Origin of the sequence: Pseudomonas sp. EggHat1, from assembly GCF_014892995.1 — a bacterium.
Classification (GTDB): Bacteria; Pseudomonadota; Gammaproteobacteria; order Pseudomonadales; family Pseudomonadaceae; genus Aquipseudomonas; species Aquipseudomonas chaetocerotis.
The window spans coordinates 77,977-98,591 of sequence record NZ_JACKQK010000012.1 but is presented as its reverse complement, the minus strand read 5'-3'; the positions used below and the strand labels follow the sequence as shown (position 1 = coordinate 98,591).

Below are 20,615 nucleotides of genomic sequence, written 5' to 3'. Positions count from 1 at the left end.
AAGGTGGCGCGAAGCGCCGGATGAGGGACTCGGCCATGCCCGTCAGTGCGGCGCTTCAGCTGCGTGATTGAGCGAATACTTGGGAATCTCGACGGTGAGATCTTCCTCACCAACGATGGCCTGACAGGCCAGGCGCGACTGAGCCTCGAGCCCCCAGGCCTTGTCCAGATAGTCCTCTTCCAGCTCGTCGGCCTCGTTCAGCGAGTCGAAACCTTCGCGCACGATGCAGTGACAGGTGGTGCAGGCACACACGCCACCGCAGGCGCTTTCCATCTCGATATGGTGCTCGTGCGCCAACTCGAGGATGGAAACTCCAGGCTCAGCCTCTACCACCAGACCATCCGGGCAAAATCGCTCGTGAGGCAGAAAAATTACCTGCGGCATCAATTATTCCTCGATCTCATTCAGATTGCGCCCGGCCAGCGCAGCTTTTACCGTCGAATCCAGGCGGCGGGCCGCGAAGGCGTCAGTGACCTGCGACAGCCGCTTGGTCTGCCGCTCGATCGCCAGACCATCGCTGCCCGCAAGCAGGTCGCGCAATTCCTGCACCTGCAGCTCGATGACCTCGCGCTCCTCGGCATCCAGCAAGCGCTCGCCATCGGCCTGCAGCGCCGCTTCGACCGCCTCGATCAGACGCTGACCATCGACTTGCTGCTCACGCAGCGCCCGGGCGGCCTTGTCGCCTCCAGCATTCTGGAAGGAGTCTTGCAGCATGCGTGCAATTTCGCCATCGGTCAGGCCGTAGGACGGCTTGACCTGAATGCTCGCCTCGACGCCGGAAGCCAGCTCCCGCGCGGCAACGCTGAGCAGACCGTCCGCATCGACCTGGAAGGTCACGCGAATCTTCGCCGCCCCTGCCACCATCGGCGGAATGCCGCGCAATTCGAAACGCGCCAGGGATCGGCAATCGGCGATCAGCTCGCGCTCGCCCTGCAGCACATGAATCATCATGGCCGTCTGGCCATCCTTGTAGGTCGTGAATTCCTGCGCACGCGCCACCGGGATGGTGGTGTTGCGCGGGATCACCTTCTCCATCAGCCCGCCCATGGTTTCCAGGCCGAGCGACAGGGGGATCACGTCCAGCAGCAGCAACTCCTCGCCGTCGTCACGCTGATTGCCGGCCAGGGCATCGGCCTGGATTGCAGCACCAATGGCCACCACCTGATCCGGGTCGATGTTGGTCAGCGGCGCACGACCGAACAGTTCGCCGACAGCCTCACGCACACGCGGCACGCGGGTGGAGCCACCGACCATGACCACAGCACCCACCTCTTCCAGTTCAACACCGGAATCACGCACGGCGCGACGACAAGCCTTGAGACTGCGCGCCACCATCGGCTCGATCAGCGCCTCGAACTGCGTGCGTGACAGCGAACCACGCCAATCACCGTGATTCAGCTCGACGCTATCGGCATCCGTCAGCCCTTCTTTGGCCACACAGGCGGCCTGCAGCAGACTGCGCTGGGTCGCCGGATCGAGATCACTGGAAATGCCGGCCTGCTGGATTATCCAGTCAGCCACGGCATGATCGAAATCGTCACCACCCAACGCGCTGTCGCCGCCGGTAGCCAGCACCTCGAACACGCCGCCGGTCAGGCGCAGGATGGAAATATCGAACGTGCCGCCGCCCAAGTCATAGATGGCAACCACGCCTTCGGCCTTCTGATCCAGTCCATATGCGACTGCAGCGGCAGTAGGCTCGTTGAGCAGACGCAGCACGGTCAGACCGGCCAGGCGCGCAGCGTCCTTGGTGGCCTGACGCTGAGCGTCATCAAAATAAGCCGGAACGGTAATCACAGCCCCGACCAGTTCACCGCCCAAGGTTTGCTCTGCGCGCAAGCGCAGGGTCTTGAGAATTTCCGCCGACACCTCGACCGGGCTCTTCGCCCCCTGCACCGTCTCGATGAAAGGCATGTGCGACTCGCCTGCCGCAAAGCGGTAGGGCATCTGCTCGCCGAGCTGATGCACGTCGGCGATTCCGCGCCCCATCAGGCGCTTGACCGACAGCACGGTATTGAGCGGATCGCTGGCGGCGGCCAACTTGGCCGACTCGCCGACCTCGATGCTTCCAGCGTGGTAACGCACGGCAGACGGCAGGATGACCTTGCCATCATCGTCAGCCAGGGGCTCGGCCAGGCCGCTACGCACAGCGGCAACCAGCGAGTTGGTGGTACCCAGGTCAATCCCCACTGCCAGACGACGCTGGTGCGGTTGCGGGCTCTGCCCGGGCTCGGCGATCTGCAATAAGGCCATGGTCTTCTTGAAGTCATCAGGCAGGCTGCCGTGGCAACCTACAGGTTAATCGTCGAGGCGCTCTTCTAACTGGCGCACTTCATGGGAGAGCTTGTCGAGGAACTGCATGCGGCGCATCAGGCGCTCGGCCTCTTCACGGCGAGCCTCGTCATCCCAGCATGCAGCGAAGCGCTCATTGAGATGCTCTTGCGCCGTTTTCAGGCGACGCTTGAAGGCTGCAACACCAGCGACATCGGCGTCATCCTGCAACTCTTCCAACTCTTCACGCAGCTGCATTTGTTGCAGGAGGAAGTCAGGGTCCTGCACCGTCACTTCCAGCGGCAGCTCAGGGCCGCGCATTGCAAGCAGGTAGCGCGCGCGCTGGGACGGTGTTTTCAGAACCTGATAAGCCTCGTTGAGGCAGGCCGAGCGCTCGAGCGCAAGGCGCTGCTCACGCTCGCCGGCATCGGCGAAACGATCAGGATGAACCTGACGCGCCAGCTCACGGTAGCGAGCAGCCAGCTGCTCCATATCGAGGCGAAAGCTCGGCTGCAGGTCGAACAGGGCGAAATGACAAGGATTACCCACGCGAGCGCCTCAAACGTTGAAGCTTTCGCCGCAACCGCATTCGCCGCGCACGTTGGGGTTGATGAACTTGAAGCCCTCGTTGAGGCCTTCCTTGACGAAGTCCAGTTCGGTGCCATCGAGATAGACCAGGCTCTTGGGATCGATGATCACCTTGACGCCATGGCTCTCGAATACCTGATCCTCTGCCGCCAGCTCATCAACGAACTCGAGCACGTAGGCCAGGCCGGAGCAACCGGTAGTGCGCACACCGAGGCGAATACCCTCACCCTTGCCGCGCCCTTCAAGAGAGCGTTGCACGTGGCGGGCAGCTGCTTCAGACATGGTGATGGCCATTACAAACCTCGTATCAGAGCAAGCCTTTCTTCTGCTTGTAGTCGCGCACAGCGGCCTTGATGGCATCTTCAGCAAGTACAGAGCAGTGGATTTTCACTGGCGGCAGTGCCAGTTCTTCGGCGAGCTGGGTGTTCTTGATGCTCTCGGCCTCATCCAGGGTCTTGCCCTTCATCCACTCGGTCGCGAGGGAACTGGAGGCAATAGCCGAGCCGCAACCATAGGTCTTGAACTTGGCGTCTTCGATAACGCCACTCTCGCTGACCTTGATCTGCAGGCGCATCACGTCGCCGCAGGCCGGCGCGCCGACCATGCCGGTGCCGACGTCAGGATCTTCGGCGTTCAGCTTGCCGACGTTACGCGGGTTTTCGTAGTGGTCGATGACCTTGTCACTGTAAGCCATGTTGTACTTCCTCTCTCATCAGGTGCCGCTCTCCGGCGAACCGTTGGAAACCAAGCGATCCGCCTCGGCAGCTTTTAGTGTGCTGCCCATTCCACGGAGGAAATGTCGACACCTTCTTTGAACATATCCCACAGGGGCGACAGTTCACGCAGCTTGTCCACGGCCTCACGGACCTTGGCAGCGGCGTAGTCGACCTCTTCTTCGGTGGTGAAACGACCGAAGGTGAAGCGAATCGAGCTATGCGCCAGTTCATCATTGCGGCCCAGGGCACGCAGCACGTAGGACGGCTCCAGGGAAGCCGAGGTGCACGCCGAACCGGACGATACGGCGAGATCCTTGAGCGCCATGATCAGCGACTCACCCTCGACATAGTTGAAACTCAGGTTGAGGTTGTGCGGCACGCGAGCAGTCAGGCTGCCATTCACGTACAGCTCTTCCATGTCTTCCAGCTGGCGGTAGAAACGATCTCGCAGAGCTGCGATACGCTGATTCTCTGCAGCCATTTCTTCCTTGGCGATACGGAATGCTTCACCCATACCGACGCACTGGTGAGTGGCCAGGGTACCCGAGCGCATACCGCGCTCGTGGCCGCCACCGTGAGTCTGCGCTTCCAGGCGCACACGCGGCTTGCGTCGCACGTAAAGAGCACCGACGCCCTTGGGGCCGTAGGTCTTGTGCGCGGAGAAGGACATCAGATCGACCTTCATCTTCTCCAGATCGATTTCGACCTTGCCAGTGGACTGTGCCGCATCGACATGCAGCAGCACGCCACGCGAGCGGGTCAGCTCGCCGATGGCAGCGATGTCGTTGATGGTGCCGATTTCGTTGTTGACGTGCATGACCGACACCAGCACGGTGTCCTCACGCAGCGCAGCTTCGATCATGGCCGGCGTGATCAGGCCATCTTCACCGGGTTCCAGATAGGTCACTTCGAAACCCTCGCGCTCGAGCTGGCGAGTGGTGTCCAGCACCGCTTTGTGCTCGATCTTCGAAGTGATGATGTGCTTGCCCTTGCTGGTGTAGAAGTGCGCTACACCCTTGATAGCCAGGTTGTTGGACTCGGTAGCCCCGCTGGTCCAGACGATCTCGCGCGGGTCGGCATTGACCAGCTCGGCGACCTGGCGACGAGAGTTTTCTACAGCCTCTTCAGCCTTCCAACCAAAGACGTGGGAGCGCGAGGCCGGGTTGCCGAAGTTGCCGTCGACCAGCAGGCATTCACTCATCTTCTGCGCAACACGCGGATCTACCGGCGTGGTGGCGGAATAATCGAGGTAAATGGGCAATTTCATTGGGTTTCTCCTATCAGGCAAACGCCCTGCTCACTCGATGGCAGACGCTTCAATCTTATCCAGGCGCGGCGTCCTGCCATTGCAGCGGCGCTGATCCTGGCGCAACGCGACCTCTTGAACCTCACGGCGCGCGACCAGATCGGCCAAGCTGATGCCACTGAGGAACTCATGAATCTGCTGACTGAGATCGCACCACAGGTGATGGGTCAGACAGGTGTCGCCAGAGTGGCAATCACCCTGCCCCTGGCAACGCGTGGCATCGACCGACTCGTTGACCGCATCGATCACCTGAGCCACCTGAATGCCGCGCATGTCACGCGAAAGCTGATAGCCGCCGCCCGGCCCGCGAACACTGGAAACCAGACTGCCACGGCGCAGCTTGGCGAACAGTTGCTCGAGATAAGACAGGGAAATGCCCTGCCGCTCGGATATATCGGCCAGGGAAACGGGACCGTGCTGTGCGTGCAGCGCCAGATCTAGCATGGCGGTAACGGCGTAACGGCCTTTGGTGGTCAGTCGCATGGCTCTCTACCACGAATCACTGAATTGCGGCGAAGTATGCAATTTCCGAGTATTTAAGTCAACTATAAGACCGATTGATTTACTCAGGATTGACCGCAAAAAGAGGCGGCATGATAGCAAATGCCGCCTCTGCGCGCATCAGGCAGCAGGCTTGTCACTCTGCTGCTGATCCTTGCACACATCGGCGAAGTCCTCGTCGCGCAAGGTAGGCAAATCCTTGGCGCAATAGTCGCTACCCAGGGCCGTCAACGCCTTGCACACACCCTCCAGGCGACCATCGACAGCATGCAGATGATCGAGCAACTGGCCGATGGCGCGCGCCACCGGGTCGGGCATGTCCTGACCGACGCCATAGGCATCAAAACCGATCTTCTCGGCCATGGCCTGACGCTTGGCCTCCTGCTCGTCATCGGACTTGACGATGATCTTGCCGGGAATGCCAACTGCAGTCGCCCCAGCCGGCACGGCTTTGGTCACCACCGCGTTGGAACCGATCTTGGCACCCGCACCGACCGTGAACGGCCCCAGCACCTTGGCCCCAGCGCCAACCACGACACCGTCCTCCAGGGTTGGATGGCGCTTGCCCTTGTTCCAGCTGGTACCGCCCAGCGTCACACCCTGATAGAGCGTGACGTCATTACCGATCTCGGCGGTCTCGCCAATCACGATACCCATGCCGTGATCGATGAAGAAGCGCCGCCCGATCTTGGCACCCGGATGGATTTCGATACCGGTCATCCAGCGCCCGAAGTTGGACACCACGCGCGCCAGCCACTTCCAACCCGAACGCCACAGAGCATGCGCCACACGATGCAACCAGACCGCATGCAGACCCGGATAGCAGGTCACCACCTCGAAGGCATTGCGCGCTGCCGGATCACGATGGAAAACACTTTGGATATCTTCTCGAATACGCTCAAACATCAGACTTCCCCTGCTTGTGAGGCTCTCCACGCACGGCCTTCTCTGTCTCGGTAAGGATGCCGCGCAGGATATTCATCTCCAGCTTGCTCACCGCACTGCGCCCATAAAGGCGACGCAGGCGCGTCATCAGGTGCCGCGGCTTCTGCGGATCGAGGAACCCGATCATCACCAGTACGCGCCGCAGATGACCGTAGAAGGACTCCAGCTCATCTGCCGTCGCTGCCTGAGTGTTGAGCATCGCAGTGGCTTCCAGCTTCTCTACCTTGGTCGGCAGATTCTGCGCCGTGAGCCACGCCATACGAACCTCGTAGGCCAGCACCTGCACCGCCGCCGCCAGATTCAGCGAACTGAACTCGGGATTGGACGGGATATGCACGTGATATTGACATCGCTGCAGCTCCTCGTTGGTCAAGCCGGCATATTCACGACCGAACACCAACGCCACTTCGCCGCCAGCAGCGGCCTGCTCGCAACTGGTCACGCCGCACTCGCGCGGATCCAGCAGCGGCCAGGGAATGCGCCGATCGCGAGCACTGGTGCCAATCACCAGACTGCAACCGACCAGCGCCTCTTCAAGACTACCGACGACCTGAGCAGCATCCAGCACATCGGTCGCGCCGGACGCGCGCGCCACAGCGTCGCCACTGGGAAAATCCTCCGGCTCGACCAGCACCAGGCGCGACAGACCCATGTTCTTCATCGCCCGCGCCGCGCCGCCGATGTTGCCCGGATGACTGGTGCCCACCAAAACCACGCGAATATTGTCCAGCAACGCAGACACTCTCAGAAATCTTCAGGGGGCAACGATCTTACCCAAGCCCTCCGATTAATGCCATGCAACGTACAGACGGCGCTTCAACGACAACGGTTTTCTGCTAACATGGCCGGCTTTCTTTAACGCCCCAGGTGAACCTCCCATGCAGCCCATGCTGAATATCGCCCTGCGCGCCGCTCGCAGCGCCGGTGAAATGATCTTTCGCTCCATCGAGCGCCTGGATGTCATCTCGGTAGACGAGAAGGATGCCAACGATTACGTCACCGAGGTCGACAAGGCTGCCGAGCTGATGATCGTCCAGGCCATTCGCAAGGCCTACCCGACCCACAGCTTCCTGGGGGAAGAAGGTGGCGCCCTGGAAGGCAGTGGCGACGGCGCTGACTATCAGTGGATCATCGACCCGCTGGACGGTACCACCAACTTCATCCGTGGCGTTCCGCACTTCGCCATCAGCATCGCCTGCAAATACCGGGGTCGCCTCGAGCATGCCATCGTTCTCGACCCGGTTCGCCAAGAAGAATTCACCGCCAGCCGTGGCCGTGGCGCTGCTCTCAACGGTCGCCGCCTGCGCGTGAGCAACCGCAAGAGCCTGGACGGCGCACTGCTGGGCACTGGCTTCCCGTTCCGCAACGAGCAGCTGGACAACCTCGAGAACTACCTGGGCATGTTCCGCAGCCTGGTCGGCCAGACCGCCGGCGTACGCCGTGCCGGTGCCGCCAGCCTGGACCTGGCTTATGTCGCAGCCGGCCGCTACGACGCCTTCTGGGAATTCGGCCTGTCCGAGTGGGACATGGCAGCTGGCGCCCTGCTGATTCAGGAAGCAGGCGGCCTGGTCAGCGATTTCAGCGGCAGCCACGAGTTCCTCGAGAAAGGCCAGATCGTTGCCGGCAACACCAAGTGCTTCAAGGCCGTACTGACCGCGATCCAGCCGCACCTGGCACCGTCAATGAAGCGCTGAGTTTCCATCGAGCAATAAAAAATCGCCCGGAGCGATTTTTGACGTCGCGCAGCGACGGCCCGTAGGGTGGCCGCCAAGGATGGCAGGCCACAAAAAAACGCCCCGAGGGGCGTTTTTTTGCTTTAGATTCTTACTGAGCCTGCTGCACCAGCACCAGCTCACCCTGATCATTGACCGGAATGCGGCTGCCCGGATCACGATCCATGCGCACGGTACCGACCTTCTCGTCCAACTGATACTTCACGTCATAGCCCACCAGCTTCTCACTGGTGTCAGTCACGGTATTGCAGCGGGTTTCGGTGGTCGTATAGGTGTCACGCTGCTGCATGCCTTCCTGAATCTTGTTGCCGGCGTAACCGCCGCCGACCGCACCAGCAACGGTGGCGATCTTCTTGCCAGTACCACCGCCGACCTGATTACCCAGCAGACCGCCCGCGATGGCGCCGATAGCGGTGCCGGCAATCTGGTGCTGATCCTGCACCGGACGCTGACGAGTGACCGTCACGTCCTTGCACACTTCCCGCGGGGTTTTCACGGTTTCATTGATCGGGGTTACAGCCAGCACCTCGGCATAATCCGGGCCGCGATCAACCAGGCTGTAAGTGGCGACAGCACCACCAGCGGTCACACCCACAGCACCCAGCACGGCACCTACCAACAGTGATTTATTCATTTCTTGTGTCTCCTAGGCTCGGCGACTCGCGCCCTTCTCCCTGCCTAGGACAGCAAAAAGCCGCGACAAGTTCGACTTGCCGCGGCTTTCGCTGACTTTCATGAAGCCCGTCACAACATCATGGACGACCGTCGTCTGCCTCGGCCTCGGCCACAGGAGGAATCAGGTCCTCCACGCTGAGCTTCAGCCACACCAGCACCGTGGCACCGATGTAGACCGAGGAGTAGGTCCCCACCACCACGCCGACCAGCAAGGTCAGGGCGAAGGCTGCCAGCACGTCACCACCGAAGAACAGCAACGCCAGCAGCGCCAGCGCAGTGGACAGCGAGGTGGCGATGGTACGCAGCAGAGTCTGGGTGATCGACACGTCGATGTTCTCGATCAGCGAGGTCTTGCGCAACACGCGGAAATTCTCGCGAATCCGGTCGTAGATGATGATGGTGTCGTTGAGCGAGTAACCGATCATCGCCAGGACCGCCGCCAGCACCGTCAGATCGAAGGGAATCTGGAAGAACGCCAGCACACCCAGGGTGATCACCACGTCGTGCACCAGGGATGCGATCGCACCGACACCGAACTTCCACTGAAAGCGGAAAGCCAGGTAGAGCATGATCCCGCCCAGCGCCAGAAGCATGGCGATACCGCCCTGGTCACGCAGTTCCTCACCCACCTGCGGGCCGACGAACTCGACGCGCTTGACCTCGAAGCGCGCAGCCTCGTCGACCTTGCGCAGCGCAGCCGCGACTTCATTGCCCAGGTCAGGGGAATCGCCAGCCAGACGCACCAGCACATCGGTACTGGCGCCGAAGCTCTGCACCACGGCGTCGGCATAACCTGCCTGGCCCAGCTCGGTCTTGATCAGGTCGAGGTTGGCCGGCTGCTCATACTGCAGTTCAATCAGGGTGCCACCGGTGAAATCCAGGCCGAAATTCAGCCCCTTGGAAAACAGCGCGCCGAGACCGATCAGCGTCAGCACGACCGTAATGGAGAAGGCGATATTGCGGATCGCCATGAAACGAATGGTTGACTTGATCATGGCTGCACCTCAGATCCACAGCTTCTTGAAGTTACGGCCACCGAAGATCAGGTTGACCATGCCACGGGTGAACATGATGGCGGTGAACATCGACGTAATGATGCCCAGCGACATCGTCACCGCGAATCCCTTCACCGGACCGGTCCCCATGGCGAACAGAATGCCGCCCACCAGCAAGGTAGTCAGGTTACTGTCCAGAATCGCCGAATAGGCACGATCGAAGCCCTCGTGCAGGGCACGCTGCACCGGCAGTCCATTGGCCAGCTCCTCGCGTATCCGCGAGAAAATCAGCACGTTGGCGTCAACCGCCATACCCAGGGTCAGCACGATACCGGCGATACCCGGCAGGGTCAGGGTCGCACCGATCGCCGACATCAGACCGACCAGCAGCACCAGGTTGAATGCCAGGGCAACGGTCGCCAGCACACCGAAGAAGCGATAAATGGCGATGATGAAGATAGCCACGAAGATCATCGCCCACTCGGTGGAAGCGATACCCTTGGCAATGTTCTCGGCACCCAGGCTCGGACCGATGGTGCGCTCTTCAGCGAAGTACATCGGTGCCGCCAGGCCACCAGCGCGCAGCAGCAGCGCAAGCTCGGACGACTCGCCCTGGCCGTTCAGACCGGTGATGCGGAATTGGCTACCCAGCGCAGACTGAATGGTCGCCAGGCTGATGATCTTCTTCTCTTCGACGAACGAAGAAACGGCAACTTCCTGCTCGACGCCATCGATGTTCTGGCGCACGTAGCGGGTGACCGGCTTCTGCTCGATGAAGATCACCGCCATGCTGCGGCCGACATTGTTGCGCGTGGCACGATTCATCAGATCGCCGCCGTGGCCGTCGAGGCGAATGTTCACCTGTGGACGACCATTCTCGTCGAAACTGGCCTGGGCGTCGGTCACCTGGTCACCGGTGATGATCAGCTCACGCTCCAACTGGACCGGCGGACGACCTTCCTCGCGAAAGCCGAAGGATTCGGTCGCGCCACGCGGGGCATCGAGGTCAGCCTGCAGACGAAACTCCAGGTTGGCGGTCTTGCCGAGAATACGCTTGGCCTCGGCAGTGTCCTGCACGCCCGGCAGTTCCACCACGATGCGGTTGGCGCCCTGGCGCTGCACCAGCGGCTCGGCCACACCCAGCTCGTTGACGCGATTGCGGACAGTGGTGAGGTTCTGGCGAATCGAGTATTCGCGAATCTCGGCGATCTTCGCTTGAGTCAGGCCCAACTGCAGGACCTGCTGACCATTGCGCTCGATGGTAGTCAGTTCGAAATCGCTGTAATCCTTGCGGATCAGGCGCTGGGCCTTTTCCAGCGCGTCACTGTCGGCAAAGCCGAGCTGAATGCGCTGGTTGCTTTCCGGCATGCTGCGGTAGCGAATGCGCTCCTTGCGCAGCAGGCTCTTGATTTCACCTTCATAGACCTTGCGGCGCACATCCAGCGCCTTGTCCATGTCGACTTCCAGCAGGAAGTGCACACCGCCGGACAGGTCCAGGCCGAGCTTCATAGGGCTCGCACCCAGGTTACGCAGCCAATCGGGGGTGGTTTGCGCCAGGTTCAGCGCCACGACGTAATCATCGCCCAGAGCACGACGGACGATGTCCTTCGCCGGCAACTGGTCATCCTGCTTGATCAGACGAATCAGACCGCCACGGCCACGCTCATCGATGCTGGCCGCCTTGACGGAAATGCCGGCGTCCTGCAGTGCTTTGCTGGCACGGTCTACATCCGCCTGCTCGATGCTCAGCGCCGAACTGGCGCCACTGATCTGCACGGCAGGATCGTCTGGATAAAGGTTGGGAATGGAGTACACCAGGCCGATTGCCAGAACGGACAAAATCAGCAGGTACTTCCACAGAGGATATTTATTGAGCATGAACGGGCCGCCCGTTTAAGACGCGGGGCGCTATAAGCGCCCCGTGGAATGGAAAAACCGAGAACCGAATCAGATGGCTTTCAGCGTGCCCTTGGGCAGAGTGGCAGCGATGGCCTGCTTCTGGAATTTCAGCTCGACGGTGTCAGACACCTCGATCACCACGAAATCATCGGCAACCTTGGAGACCTTGCCAGCGATACCACCGCTGGTGACCACTTCGTCGCCCTTCTGCAGGTTGCCGAGCAGGTTCTTGTGTTCCTTGGCGCGCTTGGCCTGCGGACGCCAGATCATCAGATAGAAGATGACCAGGAAGCCGATCAGGAAGACCCACTCGAAACCGCTGCCGGCAGGGCCAGCAGCCGCAGTGTCAGCGTAAGCGGCAGGGATGAAAAAGCTCATGTAACACTCCTAATGGAAAAGATCTTGAATCGTTCGGGAATCAGTCAAGCGGCGGCACAGGCAGACCGCGCTTGGCATAGAAGGTTTCGACGAAGGCGGCCAATGTACCCTGTCCGATAGCCTCGCGCAAACCAGCCATAACCCGCTGATAATGCCGCAAGTTATGGATGGTATTGAGCATGCTACCGAGCATTTCGCCGCACTTGTCCAGATGGTGCAGATAAGCGCGCGAGAAATGTTTGCAGGTGTAACAGTCGCAGGTCGGATCCAGCGGCGAATCATCGTGTTTATGCACCGCGTTGCGAATCTTCACCACGCCGGTATCGACGAACAGGTGGCCGTTGCGCGCATTGCGCGTGGGCATCACGCAGTCGAACATGTCCACGCCACGGCGCACGCCCTCGACCAGATCTTCCGGCTTGCCTACGCCCATCAGATAGCGCGGCTTGTCGGCCGGCATGTGCGGCGGCAGGAAATCCAGCACACGGATCATCTCTTCCTTCGGCTCCCCCACCGACAGCCCGCCAATGGCCAGGCCATCGAAGCCGATCTCGCAAAGCCCTTCGAGCGAGCGCATGCGCAGCTCTTCATGCATGCCGCCCTGGACGATACCAAACAGCGCTGCGCTGCTCTCACCGTGCGCGGCCTTCGAGCGCTTGGCCCACCGCAGCGACAGTTCCATCGAACGCTTGGCCACGTCGAATTCGGCCGGGTACGGCGTGCATTCGTCGAAGATCATCACGATGTCCGAACCCAGGTCACGCTGCACCTGCATCGACTCTTCCGGCCCCATGAAGACCTTGGCGCCATCGACCGGCGAGGCGAAGTACACGCCCTCTTCCTTGATCTTGCGCATCGCTCCCAGGCTGAACACCTGGAAGCCGCCGGAGTCGGTGAGGATCGGCCCTTGCCACTGCATGAAGTCATGCAGGTCGCCATGTTTCTTGATCACCTCCATGCCTGGACGCAGCCACAGGTGGAACGTGTTGCCGAGGATGATCTGCGCGCCGATGTCCTCGACGTCGCGCGGCAGCATGCCCTTGACCGTGCCATAGGTGCCCACCGGCATGAAGGCCGGGGTCTCCACCACGCCACGCGGAAAGGTCAGGCGACCACGACGGGCCTTGCCGTCGGTGGCCAGCAACTCGAAGGACATGCGACAGGTGCGCGACATACTCAAACCTCGGGCCCGCGCGCGGCGGGATTGCGGGTGATGAACATCGCATCACCGTAACTGAAGAAGCGATAACCCTGCGCCACGGCTTCGCGGTAGGCGGCCATGGTTTCGGGATAACCGGCGAAGGCCGACACCAGCATCAGCAGGGTCGACTCGGGCAGGTGGAAATTGGTCACCAGAGCATCGACCACATGGAACGGACGCCCCGGATAGATAAAGATGTCGGTGTCACCGCTGAAGGGCTTCAACTCACCGTCGCGCGCGGCGGTTTCCAGCGAACGCACGCTGGTGGTGCCAACGGCGACCACCCGCCCACCACGTTCGCGACAAGCCGCCACGGCATCGACCACATCCTGACCGACCTCCAGCCACTCGCTGTGCATATGGTGATCTTCGATACGCTCGACCCGCACTGGCTGGAAGGTGCCAGCACCGACATGAAGCGTCACGAACGCGGTGTCCACACCCTTGGCGCGGATCGCCGCCAGTAGCTCGTCATCGAAGTGCAGACCCGCAGTCGGAGCCGCTACGGCACCCGCCTTCTGCGCATAGACGGTCTGATAGCGCTCACGGTCCGCCTCGTCATCCGGCCGGTCTATATAAGGAGGCAGCGGCATGTGCCCGACGCGCTCCAGCAGCGGCAGCACCGGCTCGGCGAAACGCAACTCGAACAGCGCATCGCGACGCGCGACCATCTCGGCCTCGCCGCCACCGTCGATGAGAATCTGCGAACCGGGCTTGGGCGACTTGCTCGAGCGCACGTGGGCCAGCACGCGATACTGATCGAGCACACGTTCCACCAGCACCTCCAGCTTGCCACCGGAGGCCTTCTGACCGAACAGACGCGCCGGAATCACCCGGGTGTTGTTGAACACCATGAGATCACCAGGACGCAGTTGTTCCAGCACATCGGTGAACTGGCCGTGGCGCAGCTCGCCGCTAGGGCCATCGAGCTGCAACAGGCGACTGGCACGACGCTCGGCCAGCGGATGACGGGCGATCAGCGACTCGGGAAGATCGAAGTGAAAATCGGCAACACGCATGATTCGGAGGGGGTATTTCTGCAGGGTGGCAAAGCTTACCGGATTTCCACTTGCCCGACCACGTGAGCCTTAGGCGCATATCTGGCGACGATGCGCGCCAAGGTGCCATCGGCCTGCAGAGAACGAATGGCGGCATTGAATACCTCGAGCCGTCCGGCCAACTGTTGATGCAGGCGCAAGCGCAGCTGAGAGCGATTGATCGTAGGGCCTTCCTCTACCTGCCAACGGGGTGCCTGCAACTGCGCGTCTTCATGCTGCAGATAACGCCACTCCAGGCGATCCAGAATACCGGCCTCGCTACGCCCCTGCGCCACCAGATAGATCAGTGCTCGAACATCGGCGCCATCGTTGCGCTGAAAATACTCACTGCCGGCATAGCCATAACCGCGCACCGTTGCGATCGAGCGCCCCCGCAAGTCCTGCAGATGCTGGTAGGGGAAACGTCTGCCTGGCGCGAAGATCAGCATTTCTTCGGTTTCCAGCACCGGCACCGTCCATAGCGACACCGGCCCCCGATCACCATCGCTACGCCAGCTTTTGCTCACGCAGCATTCGATCTGTACTTGCCCATCACGGAAAAGCTTCTGCGTACGCAGAGGCGGCAGCGGATGACTGGCTTGCAGGTGCTCAGGCAATCGCTCATCCAGCGCGAGCATGAGTTCATGGAAGATGCCGCTGACGCGCTGATCCTCGACTATCCAGTAAGGCGCCCAGCTCTCGTCGGTCACGGCATAAGTCAGGGTCTGGGCCTGAACAACAGGCGCAAGTAGCAGGCCGGCGACAAGCGCTCTGCGCAAGATATTGATCACTCCCCCTCCCAACCTTGCAATGCCCCTGGCTATTTATATGCGTCGTACTCGACACGCTTGATGACAGCCTGCGATTCTAGCCGTAACCACGCAATAAAAGCCGGACGCCACCAGCAACACCATAGGCCGTTAGTAGATCAGTCAATCACAGCACCAACGCCGATTGACCGACGCAAGGCGCATCCCTATACTGCGCCGCCATTGTGCCCCGGTGGCGGAATCGGTAGACGCGGCGGATTCAAAATCCGTTTTCGAAAGGAGTGGGAGTTCGAGTCTCCCCCGGGGCACCACGATTAGAAGCCCGCAAGACATTGGTCTTGCGGGCTTTTTCGTGTCTGCGCGAACAACTTGGGCAATGCTTGCAAGCATGTTGCCGATGAACGTTTTCGGCACCTCGACAAGCCCCGCAAAACCTGGCCGGCGACCTTGCTGGCGGGGGTTGGCAATTGCGCAAAAGTTAGCGTAGAGTGAACCAACTGTTTGCATGGGTCGCTGTGAATCGTGACTCTGGTGCAGCAGATCATCTAGATCCGCTACATCCCGCTCGACTTCTATTACTCCTTGCAACCAGTCTCAGCCCTCTATACTTGGAGGCTGTCATCAACTCTAGTTTCAAGGAAAAAGACATGTCGAATCGTCAGAACGGTACCGTCAAGTGGTTTAACGACGAGAAAGGTTTTGGTTTTATCACTCCCGAAAGCGGTCCGGATCTGTTCGTGCACTTCCGCGCGATCGAAGGTAACGGCTTCAAGAGCCTGAAAGAAGGCCAGAAAGTCAGCTTCGTAGCTGTGCAAGGTCAAAAAGGCATGCAGGCTGACCAGGTTCAAGTCCTGGGCTAATCGCCGCTGCTTTGAAGAACCCCTGATATCCGTCAGGGGTTTTTTTTGCCTGTCATTCCTGTAACCCGCCCTTCGCAGCGCCAGGTTACAGATAGCCCACGCACCTCTTTATATCGATCGCAAAGTCGCGGTTGGCAGGCTGTTGAAAAACTACCTACGCTGCCATTGCTGCGTTAAAAACAGGCTCAAAATGCTCATTTACAACTCGTAAACTCCGCTTTTTCGCCTGTTTTTGCCTTGCACTGGCTGCCTCGCCTACGTCTTTCAACGGCCTGTTAGAATGGCGCGCACTTTCGTCTCAGCGAGCCCATCATGCCGAAACACCAATTACGTCCGCAGGGAGACTTCCCCACTGCCGGGCTGACTCGTCGCCTGGCGGCCCTCTTCTATGATTTTCTGCTTTGCGTGGCGTTGATCATGGTGGTCACCCTGATCTATCAGCAGGGCATTCTGCGCCTGATTCACGGCGGCGATGCGCTGATGGCCATGTCCGAAGCCGGCGCCCTGGATCATGATCCGATTCTTGCCAGCCTGGTGCTGCTGTCGCTGTTCGCCTTCTTCGCCAAATTCTGGACGCACAATGGCCAGACACTGGGCATGCAGGCTTGGGGGCTGCGCATCCAGAACGCCGACGGCAGCGCAATCGATCTGTGGCAGGCCCTGCTGCGTTTCGTGGTCGCCATCGGCTCCTGGCTGTTCGCTGGTCTGGGGTTCCTCTGGTTGTTGTGGGACAAGCAGGGACGCACCTGGCACGATATCTACTCCGATAGTCGTGTGGTGCAACTGCCAAAGAATATTCACAAGAAATAGCCCTGAGCAGATGCAAAAAAGCCGGTTCACTGAACCGGCTTTTTCATGCCCCTGATTCGACTCAGCCAGCCCGACGCAACAGCCACACACCAGCCAGCGCACAGATACCAGCCGGCACCAGCACCGCCAGCAGCGGCGAGAAACCGAATACCAGGCTCGAAGGGCCCAGCAGATCCTGGGCGATACGGAAGATGAAGCCCACCAAAACGCCGGTGAATACGCGCTGCCCCAGGGTCACCGAGCGCAGCGGGCCGAAGATGAAGGAAATCGCCATCAACACCAGCGCACCGGTCACCAGCGGCTGCAGCACCTTGGTCCAGAACGCCAGCCAGTAGCGGGCATTGTTCAGGCCCTGCTCACCCAGGTAGTGGATGTATTGCCATAGCCCGGTCACCGACAGCGCCTCGGGCGCCATCACCACGGTGCCGAGCAATTCCGGATTGAGCTCGATGTCCCAACGCTCTTCCGGCTGATTGACCACCTCGGAGCGATCTTCATGCAGCAGCGTGGTCTGCACGTTGCGCAGCATCCAGTGGCTGTCACGGTACTCGGCACGACGAGCGAAACTGGCCGAAAGCAGACGGCGTTCGTCATCGAAGCGGTAACGCGTCACCCCCAGCAGAATGCCATTGGGCTGCACGGCGTTAATGTGTACGTATTCCTGCCCCTGGCGGTGCCACATGCCGCGCTTGGAGCTCTGCGCCGCACCGCCCCCCTGAGCCAGGGCGCGATCCGCCTGCGCCTGGTTTTCGGTCAGCGGCGCGACGTATTCGCCGATCAGAATGCCGGCCAGCATCAGTACCAGCATGGGCTTCATCACCGCCCAGACGATGCGCCCGATGGAGACACCCGCCGCGCGCATGATGGTCAGCTCACTGTTGCTGGCCAACGAACCGAGACCGATCAGGCAGCCGATCAGCGCCGCCATCGGCAGCATTTCGTAAGCGCGACGCGGAGCGGTCAGCAATACGTACCAGAGCGCCTGACCAAGACCGTAATCGCCCTTGTTCAGATCGCCCAATTCGTCGATGAACGCGAACAGCAGTGCCAGGCCCAGAATGATGCCCAGCACTGCCAGAATGGCAAAGAACACCTGGGTACCGATGTAGCGATCCAATTTAGCCATGAGCCACCTCCGACACCGGCGCACGACGACTGGCCCACCACAGACTCAGACGCTCCCAATACAGCAACAACAGGCCGATGGCGAGGAAGATGCCGTGCACCCACCACAATCCCAGCGCTTCGGGCAAACGCCCCTTGTCCAGCGCGCCACGTGCCGCAATCAGCAGGCCGAGGTAAGCCATGTAGAGAAAGATTGCCGGCAATAGCTTGAGGAAGCGGCCCTGGCGCGGGTTGACCTTCGACAGCGGCACGGCCAGCAGGGTGACGATGAACACCAGCAAGGGCAGTGACAGGCGCCATTGCAACTCGGCCTGAAGGCGTGGATCGTCGCTGCCGAACAGCTCACGCGTCGGCGTCGCCTCGCGCTCGCTGGCTTCGATGGCGACCTCGGGCTTGGGCAGCAATACACCATAAGTGTCGTACTGGATGGCGCGGTAGTCAGCCTCGCCCGGCTCGCCGTCATAGCGATAGCCGTTTTCCAGAATCAGATAGCGACTGCCGTCTTCCTGAATTTCCTGACGGCCACTCTCTGCCACCAGCACGGTAATGCCACGCTCCGAGGTGCCATCGGTGGAGAAGCGCTTCTCCGACATGAATACGCCACGCAGCTCGCTGCGATCAGGCGACAGCTCCTGCGAATAGGTCACCCGTGAACCATCGCGTAGCGACTGAAAACGCCCCGGCACCAGGGTATCGAGCTCGGTCAGGGCATCCTGCTCGTTGAGGATGCGCGACACGCTGGCCACACCTTGTGGCGCCAGGCCCAGGCTCAACCAACCCACCAGCAGGGCGACGATCAACGCTGGCGCCATACTGTAGACAGTGAGGCGCTGCTGACTGATGCCAGTGGCTGACAGCACGGTCATCTCGCTATCCAGATACAGACGACCGTAGGCCAGCAGGAAACCGAGGAACAGGCCAAGCGGCAGGATCAGTTGCAGGAAGCCGGGAATCCGGTAGCCCATGATCAGAAACAGCACGCCGGGATCGAGCACGCCCTGCGCGGCCTGGGCCAGGTATTTGATGAAACGGCCGCTCATGATGATCACCAGCAGCACGGCACTCACCGCACTAAGGGTCACCAGCACTTCACGGGACAGATAACGGAAGACGATCAAACCGGACGCTCCAGGGTTGTCAGGCTCAGGCGCGAGCGCTCACACTAGCCGCACCTACTTGCCGGCCCACCGCAGGGTGGACCCTCGAAAAATGGCGGCCATTATCCGTCAAACCCGACTCTTTGTCTTGGGGACAGCTCACTATGGAATTCCTCGTCAAAAGCACCCGTGCGGAAACCCTGAAAACCGCGACCCTGGTCGTCACCATCGGTGAAGGGCGCAAGCTCGGCGACGCCGCCAAGGCCGTCGACCTGGCCAGTAACGGTGCGCTGAGCGCCGTGCTCAAGCGTGGCGACATCGCTGGCAAGCCAGGCCAGACCCTGCTGCTGCACAGCCTGCCGGGACTGAAAGCCGAACGCGTGCTGCTGGTGGGCTGCGGCAAGGGCGACCTATCCGACCGTCAACTGCGCAAATTGGTTGCAAGCGTGCATGGCGTGCTAAAGGGCCTGGGCGGCGGCGATGCCCTGCTCGCCCTGGGCGAACTCAAGGTCAAGGGCCGCGATACCTACGGCAAGACCCGCCTGATCGTGGAGACCCTGGCCGACGGTACCTACCTGTTCGAGCAGTTCAAGAGCCAGAAGGCCGACCCACGTGCACTGAAGAAAATCACCCTGATCGTCGACAAGGCCGAACTGGCCGCTGCCGAACGCGGCCTGCAGCACGCCCGCGCCATCGCCAGCGGCGTCGCCTTCACCAAGGACCTGGGCAACCTGCCGCCGAACCTCTGCCACCCCAGCTACCTGGCCGAAGAGGCCAAAGCGCTGGGCAAGGCTTACAAGAGCCTCAAGGTAGAGATCCTCGACGAGAAGAAGCTCAAGGAGCTGGGTGCTGGCGCCTTCCTCGCCGTGGCTCAGGGCAGCGAGCAGCCGCCACGGATGATCGTCATGCACTACCAGGGCGGCAAGAAGGATGAGAAACCCTTCGCTCTGGTCGGCAAGGGCATCACCTTCGACACCGGCGGCATCAGCATCAAGCCGGCAGCCGGTATGGACGAGATGAAGTACGACATGTGCGGCGCCGCCAGCGTGTTCGGCACGCTCAAGGCCGTGCTCGAACTGCAACTGCCGATCAACCTGGTGTGCCTGCTGGCCTGTGCCGAGAACATGCCCAGCGGCCGCGCCACCCGCCCCGGCGACATCGTCACCACCATGAGCGGGCAGACCGTGGAGATCCTCAACACCGACGCAGAAGGCCGTCTGGTGCTGTGCGACACCCTGACCTACGCCGAGCGTTTCAAGCCGCAGGCGGTGATCGACATCGCCACCCTCACCGGCGCCTGCATCGTTGCCCTGGGCAGCAACGTCTCCGGCCTGATGGGCAACAACGATGCACTGATCAAGCAGATCCTCAAGGCCGGCGAAAGCGCCGACGACCGCGCCTGGCAACTGCCGCTGCACGACGAGTACCAGGAGCAGCTTGATAGTCCATTTGCGGACATCGCCAATATCGGTGGGCCAAAGGCCGGCACCATCACGGCGGGCTGCTTCCTGTCGCGCTTCGCCAAGAACTTCCACTGGGCGCACCTGGATATCGCCGGCACCGCATGGATCAGTGGCGGCAAGGACAAAGGCGGTACTGGCCGCCCGGTGCCGATGCTGACCCAGTACCTGTTGGATCGCGCCAAGGTCTGATCCAGAATCCGGGCCATGCTCTTGTAGGAGCGGATTCATCCGCGATTTCATCGCGA

At 61.0% G+C, this 20,615-nt stretch carries 22 protein-coding genes and 1 tRNA gene; 5 read left to right on the top strand and 18 right to left on the bottom strand.

Annotation, left to right across the window (positions count from 1 at the left end; genetic code table 11):
* Positions 1-42: 42 nt before the first annotated feature.
* The 9 genes from fdx to trmJ form a co-directional block, all read right to left on the bottom strand.
* The gene (gene fdx / locus INS93_RS18585) at positions 43-384 is read right to left on the bottom strand and encodes an ISC system 2Fe-2S type ferredoxin (RefSeq protein WP_037049601.1); all 342 of its coding nucleotides are present in this window, start codon (positions 382-384) and stop codon (positions 43-45) included.
* A gap of 3 nt (positions 385-387) precedes the next feature.
* A complete protein-coding gene (gene hscA / locus INS93_RS18580) occupies positions 388-2,253 on the bottom strand; it encodes a Fe-S protein assembly chaperone HscA (protein ID WP_192984760.1) in 1,866 nt (621 codons plus the stop codon).
* A gap of 45 nt (positions 2,254-2,298) precedes the next feature.
* The gene (hscB, locus tag INS93_RS18575) at positions 2,299-2,820 is read right to left on the bottom strand and encodes a co-chaperone HscB (RefSeq protein ID WP_192984758.1); all 522 of its coding nucleotides are present in this window, start codon (positions 2,818-2,820) and stop codon (positions 2,299-2,301) included.
* Positions 2,821-2,829: 9 nt separating this feature from the next.
* Positions 2,830-3,153, bottom strand: coding sequence for an iron-sulfur cluster assembly protein IscA (gene iscA / locus INS93_RS18570; protein WP_017675181.1), 324 nt, complete (start codon positions 3,151-3,153; stop codon positions 2,830-2,832).
* Between the two features lie 13 nt (positions 3,154-3,166).
* Positions 3,167-3,553, bottom strand: a complete 387-nt coding sequence (iscU, locus tag INS93_RS18565) for a Fe-S cluster assembly scaffold IscU (protein ID WP_017362576.1) — start codon at positions 3,551-3,553, stop codon at positions 3,167-3,169.
* 74 nt (positions 3,554-3,627) lie between these two features.
* The gene (locus INS93_RS18560; protein WP_072426067.1) at positions 3,628-4,842 is read right to left on the bottom strand and encodes an IscS subfamily cysteine desulfurase; all 1,215 of its coding nucleotides are present in this window, start codon (positions 4,840-4,842) and stop codon (positions 3,628-3,630) included.
* 30 nt (positions 4,843-4,872) lie between these two features.
* Complete coding sequence (gene iscR / locus INS93_RS18555; protein WP_037001944.1) at positions 4,873-5,364, bottom strand: Fe-S cluster assembly transcriptional regulator IscR; 492 nt, start codon at positions 5,362-5,364, stop codon at positions 4,873-4,875.
* A 138-nt stretch (positions 5,365-5,502) separates the two neighbouring features.
* Positions 5,503-6,288 carry a serine O-acetyltransferase gene (gene cysE, locus INS93_RS18550; RefSeq protein ID WP_160019821.1) on the bottom strand — a complete coding sequence of 262 codons (786 nt, stop codon included), beginning with the start codon at positions 6,286-6,288 and terminating at the stop codon, positions 5,503-5,505.
* Positions 6,281-7,060, bottom strand: coding sequence for a tRNA (cytosine(32)/uridine(32)-2'-O)-methyltransferase TrmJ (gene trmJ, locus INS93_RS18545; RefSeq protein ID WP_178094771.1), 780 nt, complete (start codon positions 7,058-7,060; stop codon positions 6,281-6,283). Before trmJ ends, cysE begins: the two co-directional genes overlap by 8 nt.
* Positions 7,061-7,205: 145 nt before the next feature.
* On the opposite strand from trmJ, the gene suhB reads away from it, so the two are divergent.
* Positions 7,206-8,021: an inositol-phosphate phosphatase gene (gene suhB, locus INS93_RS18540; RefSeq protein WP_192984756.1), complete on the top strand. Its 816-nt coding sequence runs from the start codon at positions 7,206-7,208 to the stop codon at positions 8,019-8,021.
* Between the two features lie 130 nt (positions 8,022-8,151).
* Here the strand turns inward: suhB and INS93_RS18535 are convergent, their stop codons facing one another.
* From INS93_RS18535 to INS93_RS18505, 7 genes are all read right to left on the bottom strand, one after another.
* A complete protein-coding gene (locus tag INS93_RS18535; protein WP_192984754.1) occupies positions 8,152-8,694 on the bottom strand; it encodes a glycine zipper 2TM domain-containing protein in 543 nt (180 codons plus the stop codon).
* 118 nt (positions 8,695-8,812) lie between these two features.
* Positions 8,813-9,730 (bottom strand): protein translocase subunit SecF, encoded by a 918-nt coding sequence (secF, locus tag INS93_RS18530; protein WP_192984752.1) that lies wholly within the window; start codon positions 9,728-9,730, stop codon positions 8,813-8,815.
* A gap of 9 nt (positions 9,731-9,739) precedes the next feature.
* Entirely contained in the window at positions 9,740-11,608 is a 1,869-nt protein-coding gene (gene secD, locus INS93_RS18525) for a protein translocase subunit SecD (RefSeq protein ID WP_192984750.1), read from the bottom strand.
* Between the two features lie 69 nt (positions 11,609-11,677).
* Positions 11,678-12,007, bottom strand: coding sequence for a preprotein translocase subunit YajC (gene yajC, locus INS93_RS18520; RefSeq protein ID WP_160019827.1), 330 nt, complete (start codon positions 12,005-12,007; stop codon positions 11,678-11,680).
* Between the two features lie 40 nt (positions 12,008-12,047).
* Complete coding sequence (gene tgt / locus INS93_RS18515) at positions 12,048-13,163, bottom strand: tRNA guanosine(34) transglycosylase Tgt (RefSeq protein ID WP_192984837.1); 1,116 nt, start codon at positions 13,161-13,163, stop codon at positions 12,048-12,050.
* 20 nt (positions 13,164-13,183) lie between these two features.
* Positions 13,184-14,227, bottom strand: a complete 1,044-nt coding sequence (gene queA, locus INS93_RS18510; protein WP_192984748.1) for a tRNA preQ1(34) S-adenosylmethionine ribosyltransferase-isomerase QueA — start codon at positions 14,225-14,227, stop codon at positions 13,184-13,186.
* Positions 14,228-14,262: 35 nt separating this feature from the next.
* On the bottom strand, positions 14,263-15,036 hold the full coding sequence (locus INS93_RS18505) for a substrate-binding periplasmic protein (protein WP_192984746.1): 774 nt from the start codon (positions 15,034-15,036) through the stop codon (positions 14,263-14,265).
* Positions 15,037-15,241: 205 nt separating this feature from the next.
* Between INS93_RS18505 and INS93_RS18500 the strand changes: the two genes are divergently transcribed.
* The 3 genes from INS93_RS18500 to INS93_RS18490 all read left to right on the top strand — a co-directional run bounded on the left by INS93_RS18500 (position 15,242) and on the right by INS93_RS18490 (position 16,685).
* Positions 15,242-15,326 (top strand) — tRNA-Leu (locus tag INS93_RS18500).
* Positions 15,327-15,662: 336 nt separating this feature from the next.
* Complete coding sequence (locus tag INS93_RS18495) at positions 15,663-15,875, top strand: cold-shock protein (protein WP_003459665.1); 213 nt, start codon at positions 15,663-15,665, stop codon at positions 15,873-15,875.
* Between the two features lie 312 nt (positions 15,876-16,187).
* Positions 16,188-16,685: an RDD family protein gene (locus INS93_RS18490; RefSeq protein WP_192984744.1), complete on the top strand. Its 498-nt coding sequence runs from the start codon at positions 16,188-16,190 to the stop codon at positions 16,683-16,685.
* A 61-nt stretch (positions 16,686-16,746) separates the two neighbouring features.
* Here the strand turns inward: INS93_RS18490 and lptG are convergent, their stop codons facing one another.
* The gene (gene lptG, locus INS93_RS18485; protein WP_160019830.1) at positions 16,747-17,811 is read right to left on the bottom strand and encodes an LPS export ABC transporter permease LptG; all 1,065 of its coding nucleotides are present in this window, start codon (positions 17,809-17,811) and stop codon (positions 16,747-16,749) included.
* The gene (gene lptF / locus INS93_RS18480; RefSeq protein ID WP_192984742.1) at positions 17,804-18,928 is read right to left on the bottom strand and encodes an LPS export ABC transporter permease LptF; all 1,125 of its coding nucleotides are present in this window, start codon (positions 18,926-18,928) and stop codon (positions 17,804-17,806) included. Before lptF ends, lptG begins: the two co-directional genes overlap by 8 nt.
* A 143-nt stretch (positions 18,929-19,071) precedes the next feature.
* Here lptF and INS93_RS18475 point away from each other — a divergent pair, with 143 nt between their 5' ends.
* A complete protein-coding gene (locus tag INS93_RS18475) occupies positions 19,072-20,559 on the top strand; it encodes a leucyl aminopeptidase (protein WP_192984740.1) in 1,488 nt (495 codons plus the stop codon).
* Positions 20,560-20,615: the final 56 nt, after the last annotated feature.

Coding starts and splice junctions, on each gene's coding strand:
- fdx (WP_037049601.1), bottom strand. CDS start 384: ATGCCGCAGGTAATTTTTCTGCCTCACGAGCGATTTTGCCCGGATGGT.
- hscA (WP_192984760.1), bottom strand. CDS start 2,253: ATGGCCTTATTGCAGATCGCCGAGCCCGGGCAGAGCCCGCAACCGCAC.
- iscA (WP_017675181.1), bottom strand. CDS start 3,153: ATGGCCATCACCATGTCTGAAGCAGCTGCCCGCCACGTGCAACGCTCT.
- iscU (WP_017362576.1), bottom strand. CDS start 3,553: ATGGCTTACAGTGACAAGGTCATCGACCACTACGAAAACCCGCGTAAC.
- INS93_RS18560 (WP_072426067.1), bottom strand. CDS start 4,842: ATGAAATTGCCCATTTACCTCGATTATTCCGCCACCACGCCGGTAGAT.
- iscR (WP_037001944.1), bottom strand. CDS start 5,364: ATGCGACTGACCACCAAAGGCCGTTACGCCGTTACCGCCATGCTAGAT.
- cysE (WP_160019821.1), bottom strand. CDS start 6,288: ATGTTTGAGCGTATTCGAGAAGATATCCAAAGTGTTTTCCATCGTGAT.
- suhB (WP_192984756.1), top strand. CDS start 7,206: ATGCAGCCCATGCTGAATATCGCCCTGCGCGCCGCTCGCAGCGCCGGT.
- INS93_RS18535 (WP_192984754.1), bottom strand. CDS start 8,694: ATGAATAAATCACTGTTGGTAGGTGCCGTGCTGGGTGCTGTGGGTGTG.
- secF (WP_192984752.1), bottom strand. CDS start 9,730: ATGATCAAGTCAACCATTCGTTTCATGGCGATCCGCAATATCGCCTTC.
- secD (WP_192984750.1), bottom strand. CDS start 11,608: ATGCTCAATAAATATCCTCTGTGGAAGTACCTGCTGATTTTGTCCGTT.
- yajC (WP_160019827.1), bottom strand. CDS start 12,007: ATGAGCTTTTTCATCCCTGCCGCTTACGCTGACACTGCGGCTGCTGGC.
- tgt (WP_192984837.1), bottom strand. CDS start 13,163: ATGTCCTTCGAGTTGCTGGCCACCGACGGCAAGGCCCGTCGTGGTCGC.
- queA (WP_192984748.1), bottom strand. CDS start 14,227: ATGCGTGTTGCCGATTTTCACTTCGATCTTCCCGAGTCGCTGATCGCC.
- INS93_RS18495 (WP_003459665.1), top strand. CDS start 15,663: ATGTCGAATCGTCAGAACGGTACCGTCAAGTGGTTTAACGACGAGAAA.
- INS93_RS18490 (WP_192984744.1), top strand. CDS start 16,188: ATGCCGAAACACCAATTACGTCCGCAGGGAGACTTCCCCACTGCCGGG.
- lptG (WP_160019830.1), bottom strand. CDS start 17,811: ATGGCTAAATTGGATCGCTACATCGGTACCCAGGTGTTCTTTGCCATT.
- INS93_RS18475 (WP_192984740.1), top strand. CDS start 19,072: ATGGAATTCCTCGTCAAAAGCACCCGTGCGGAAACCCTGAAAACCGCG.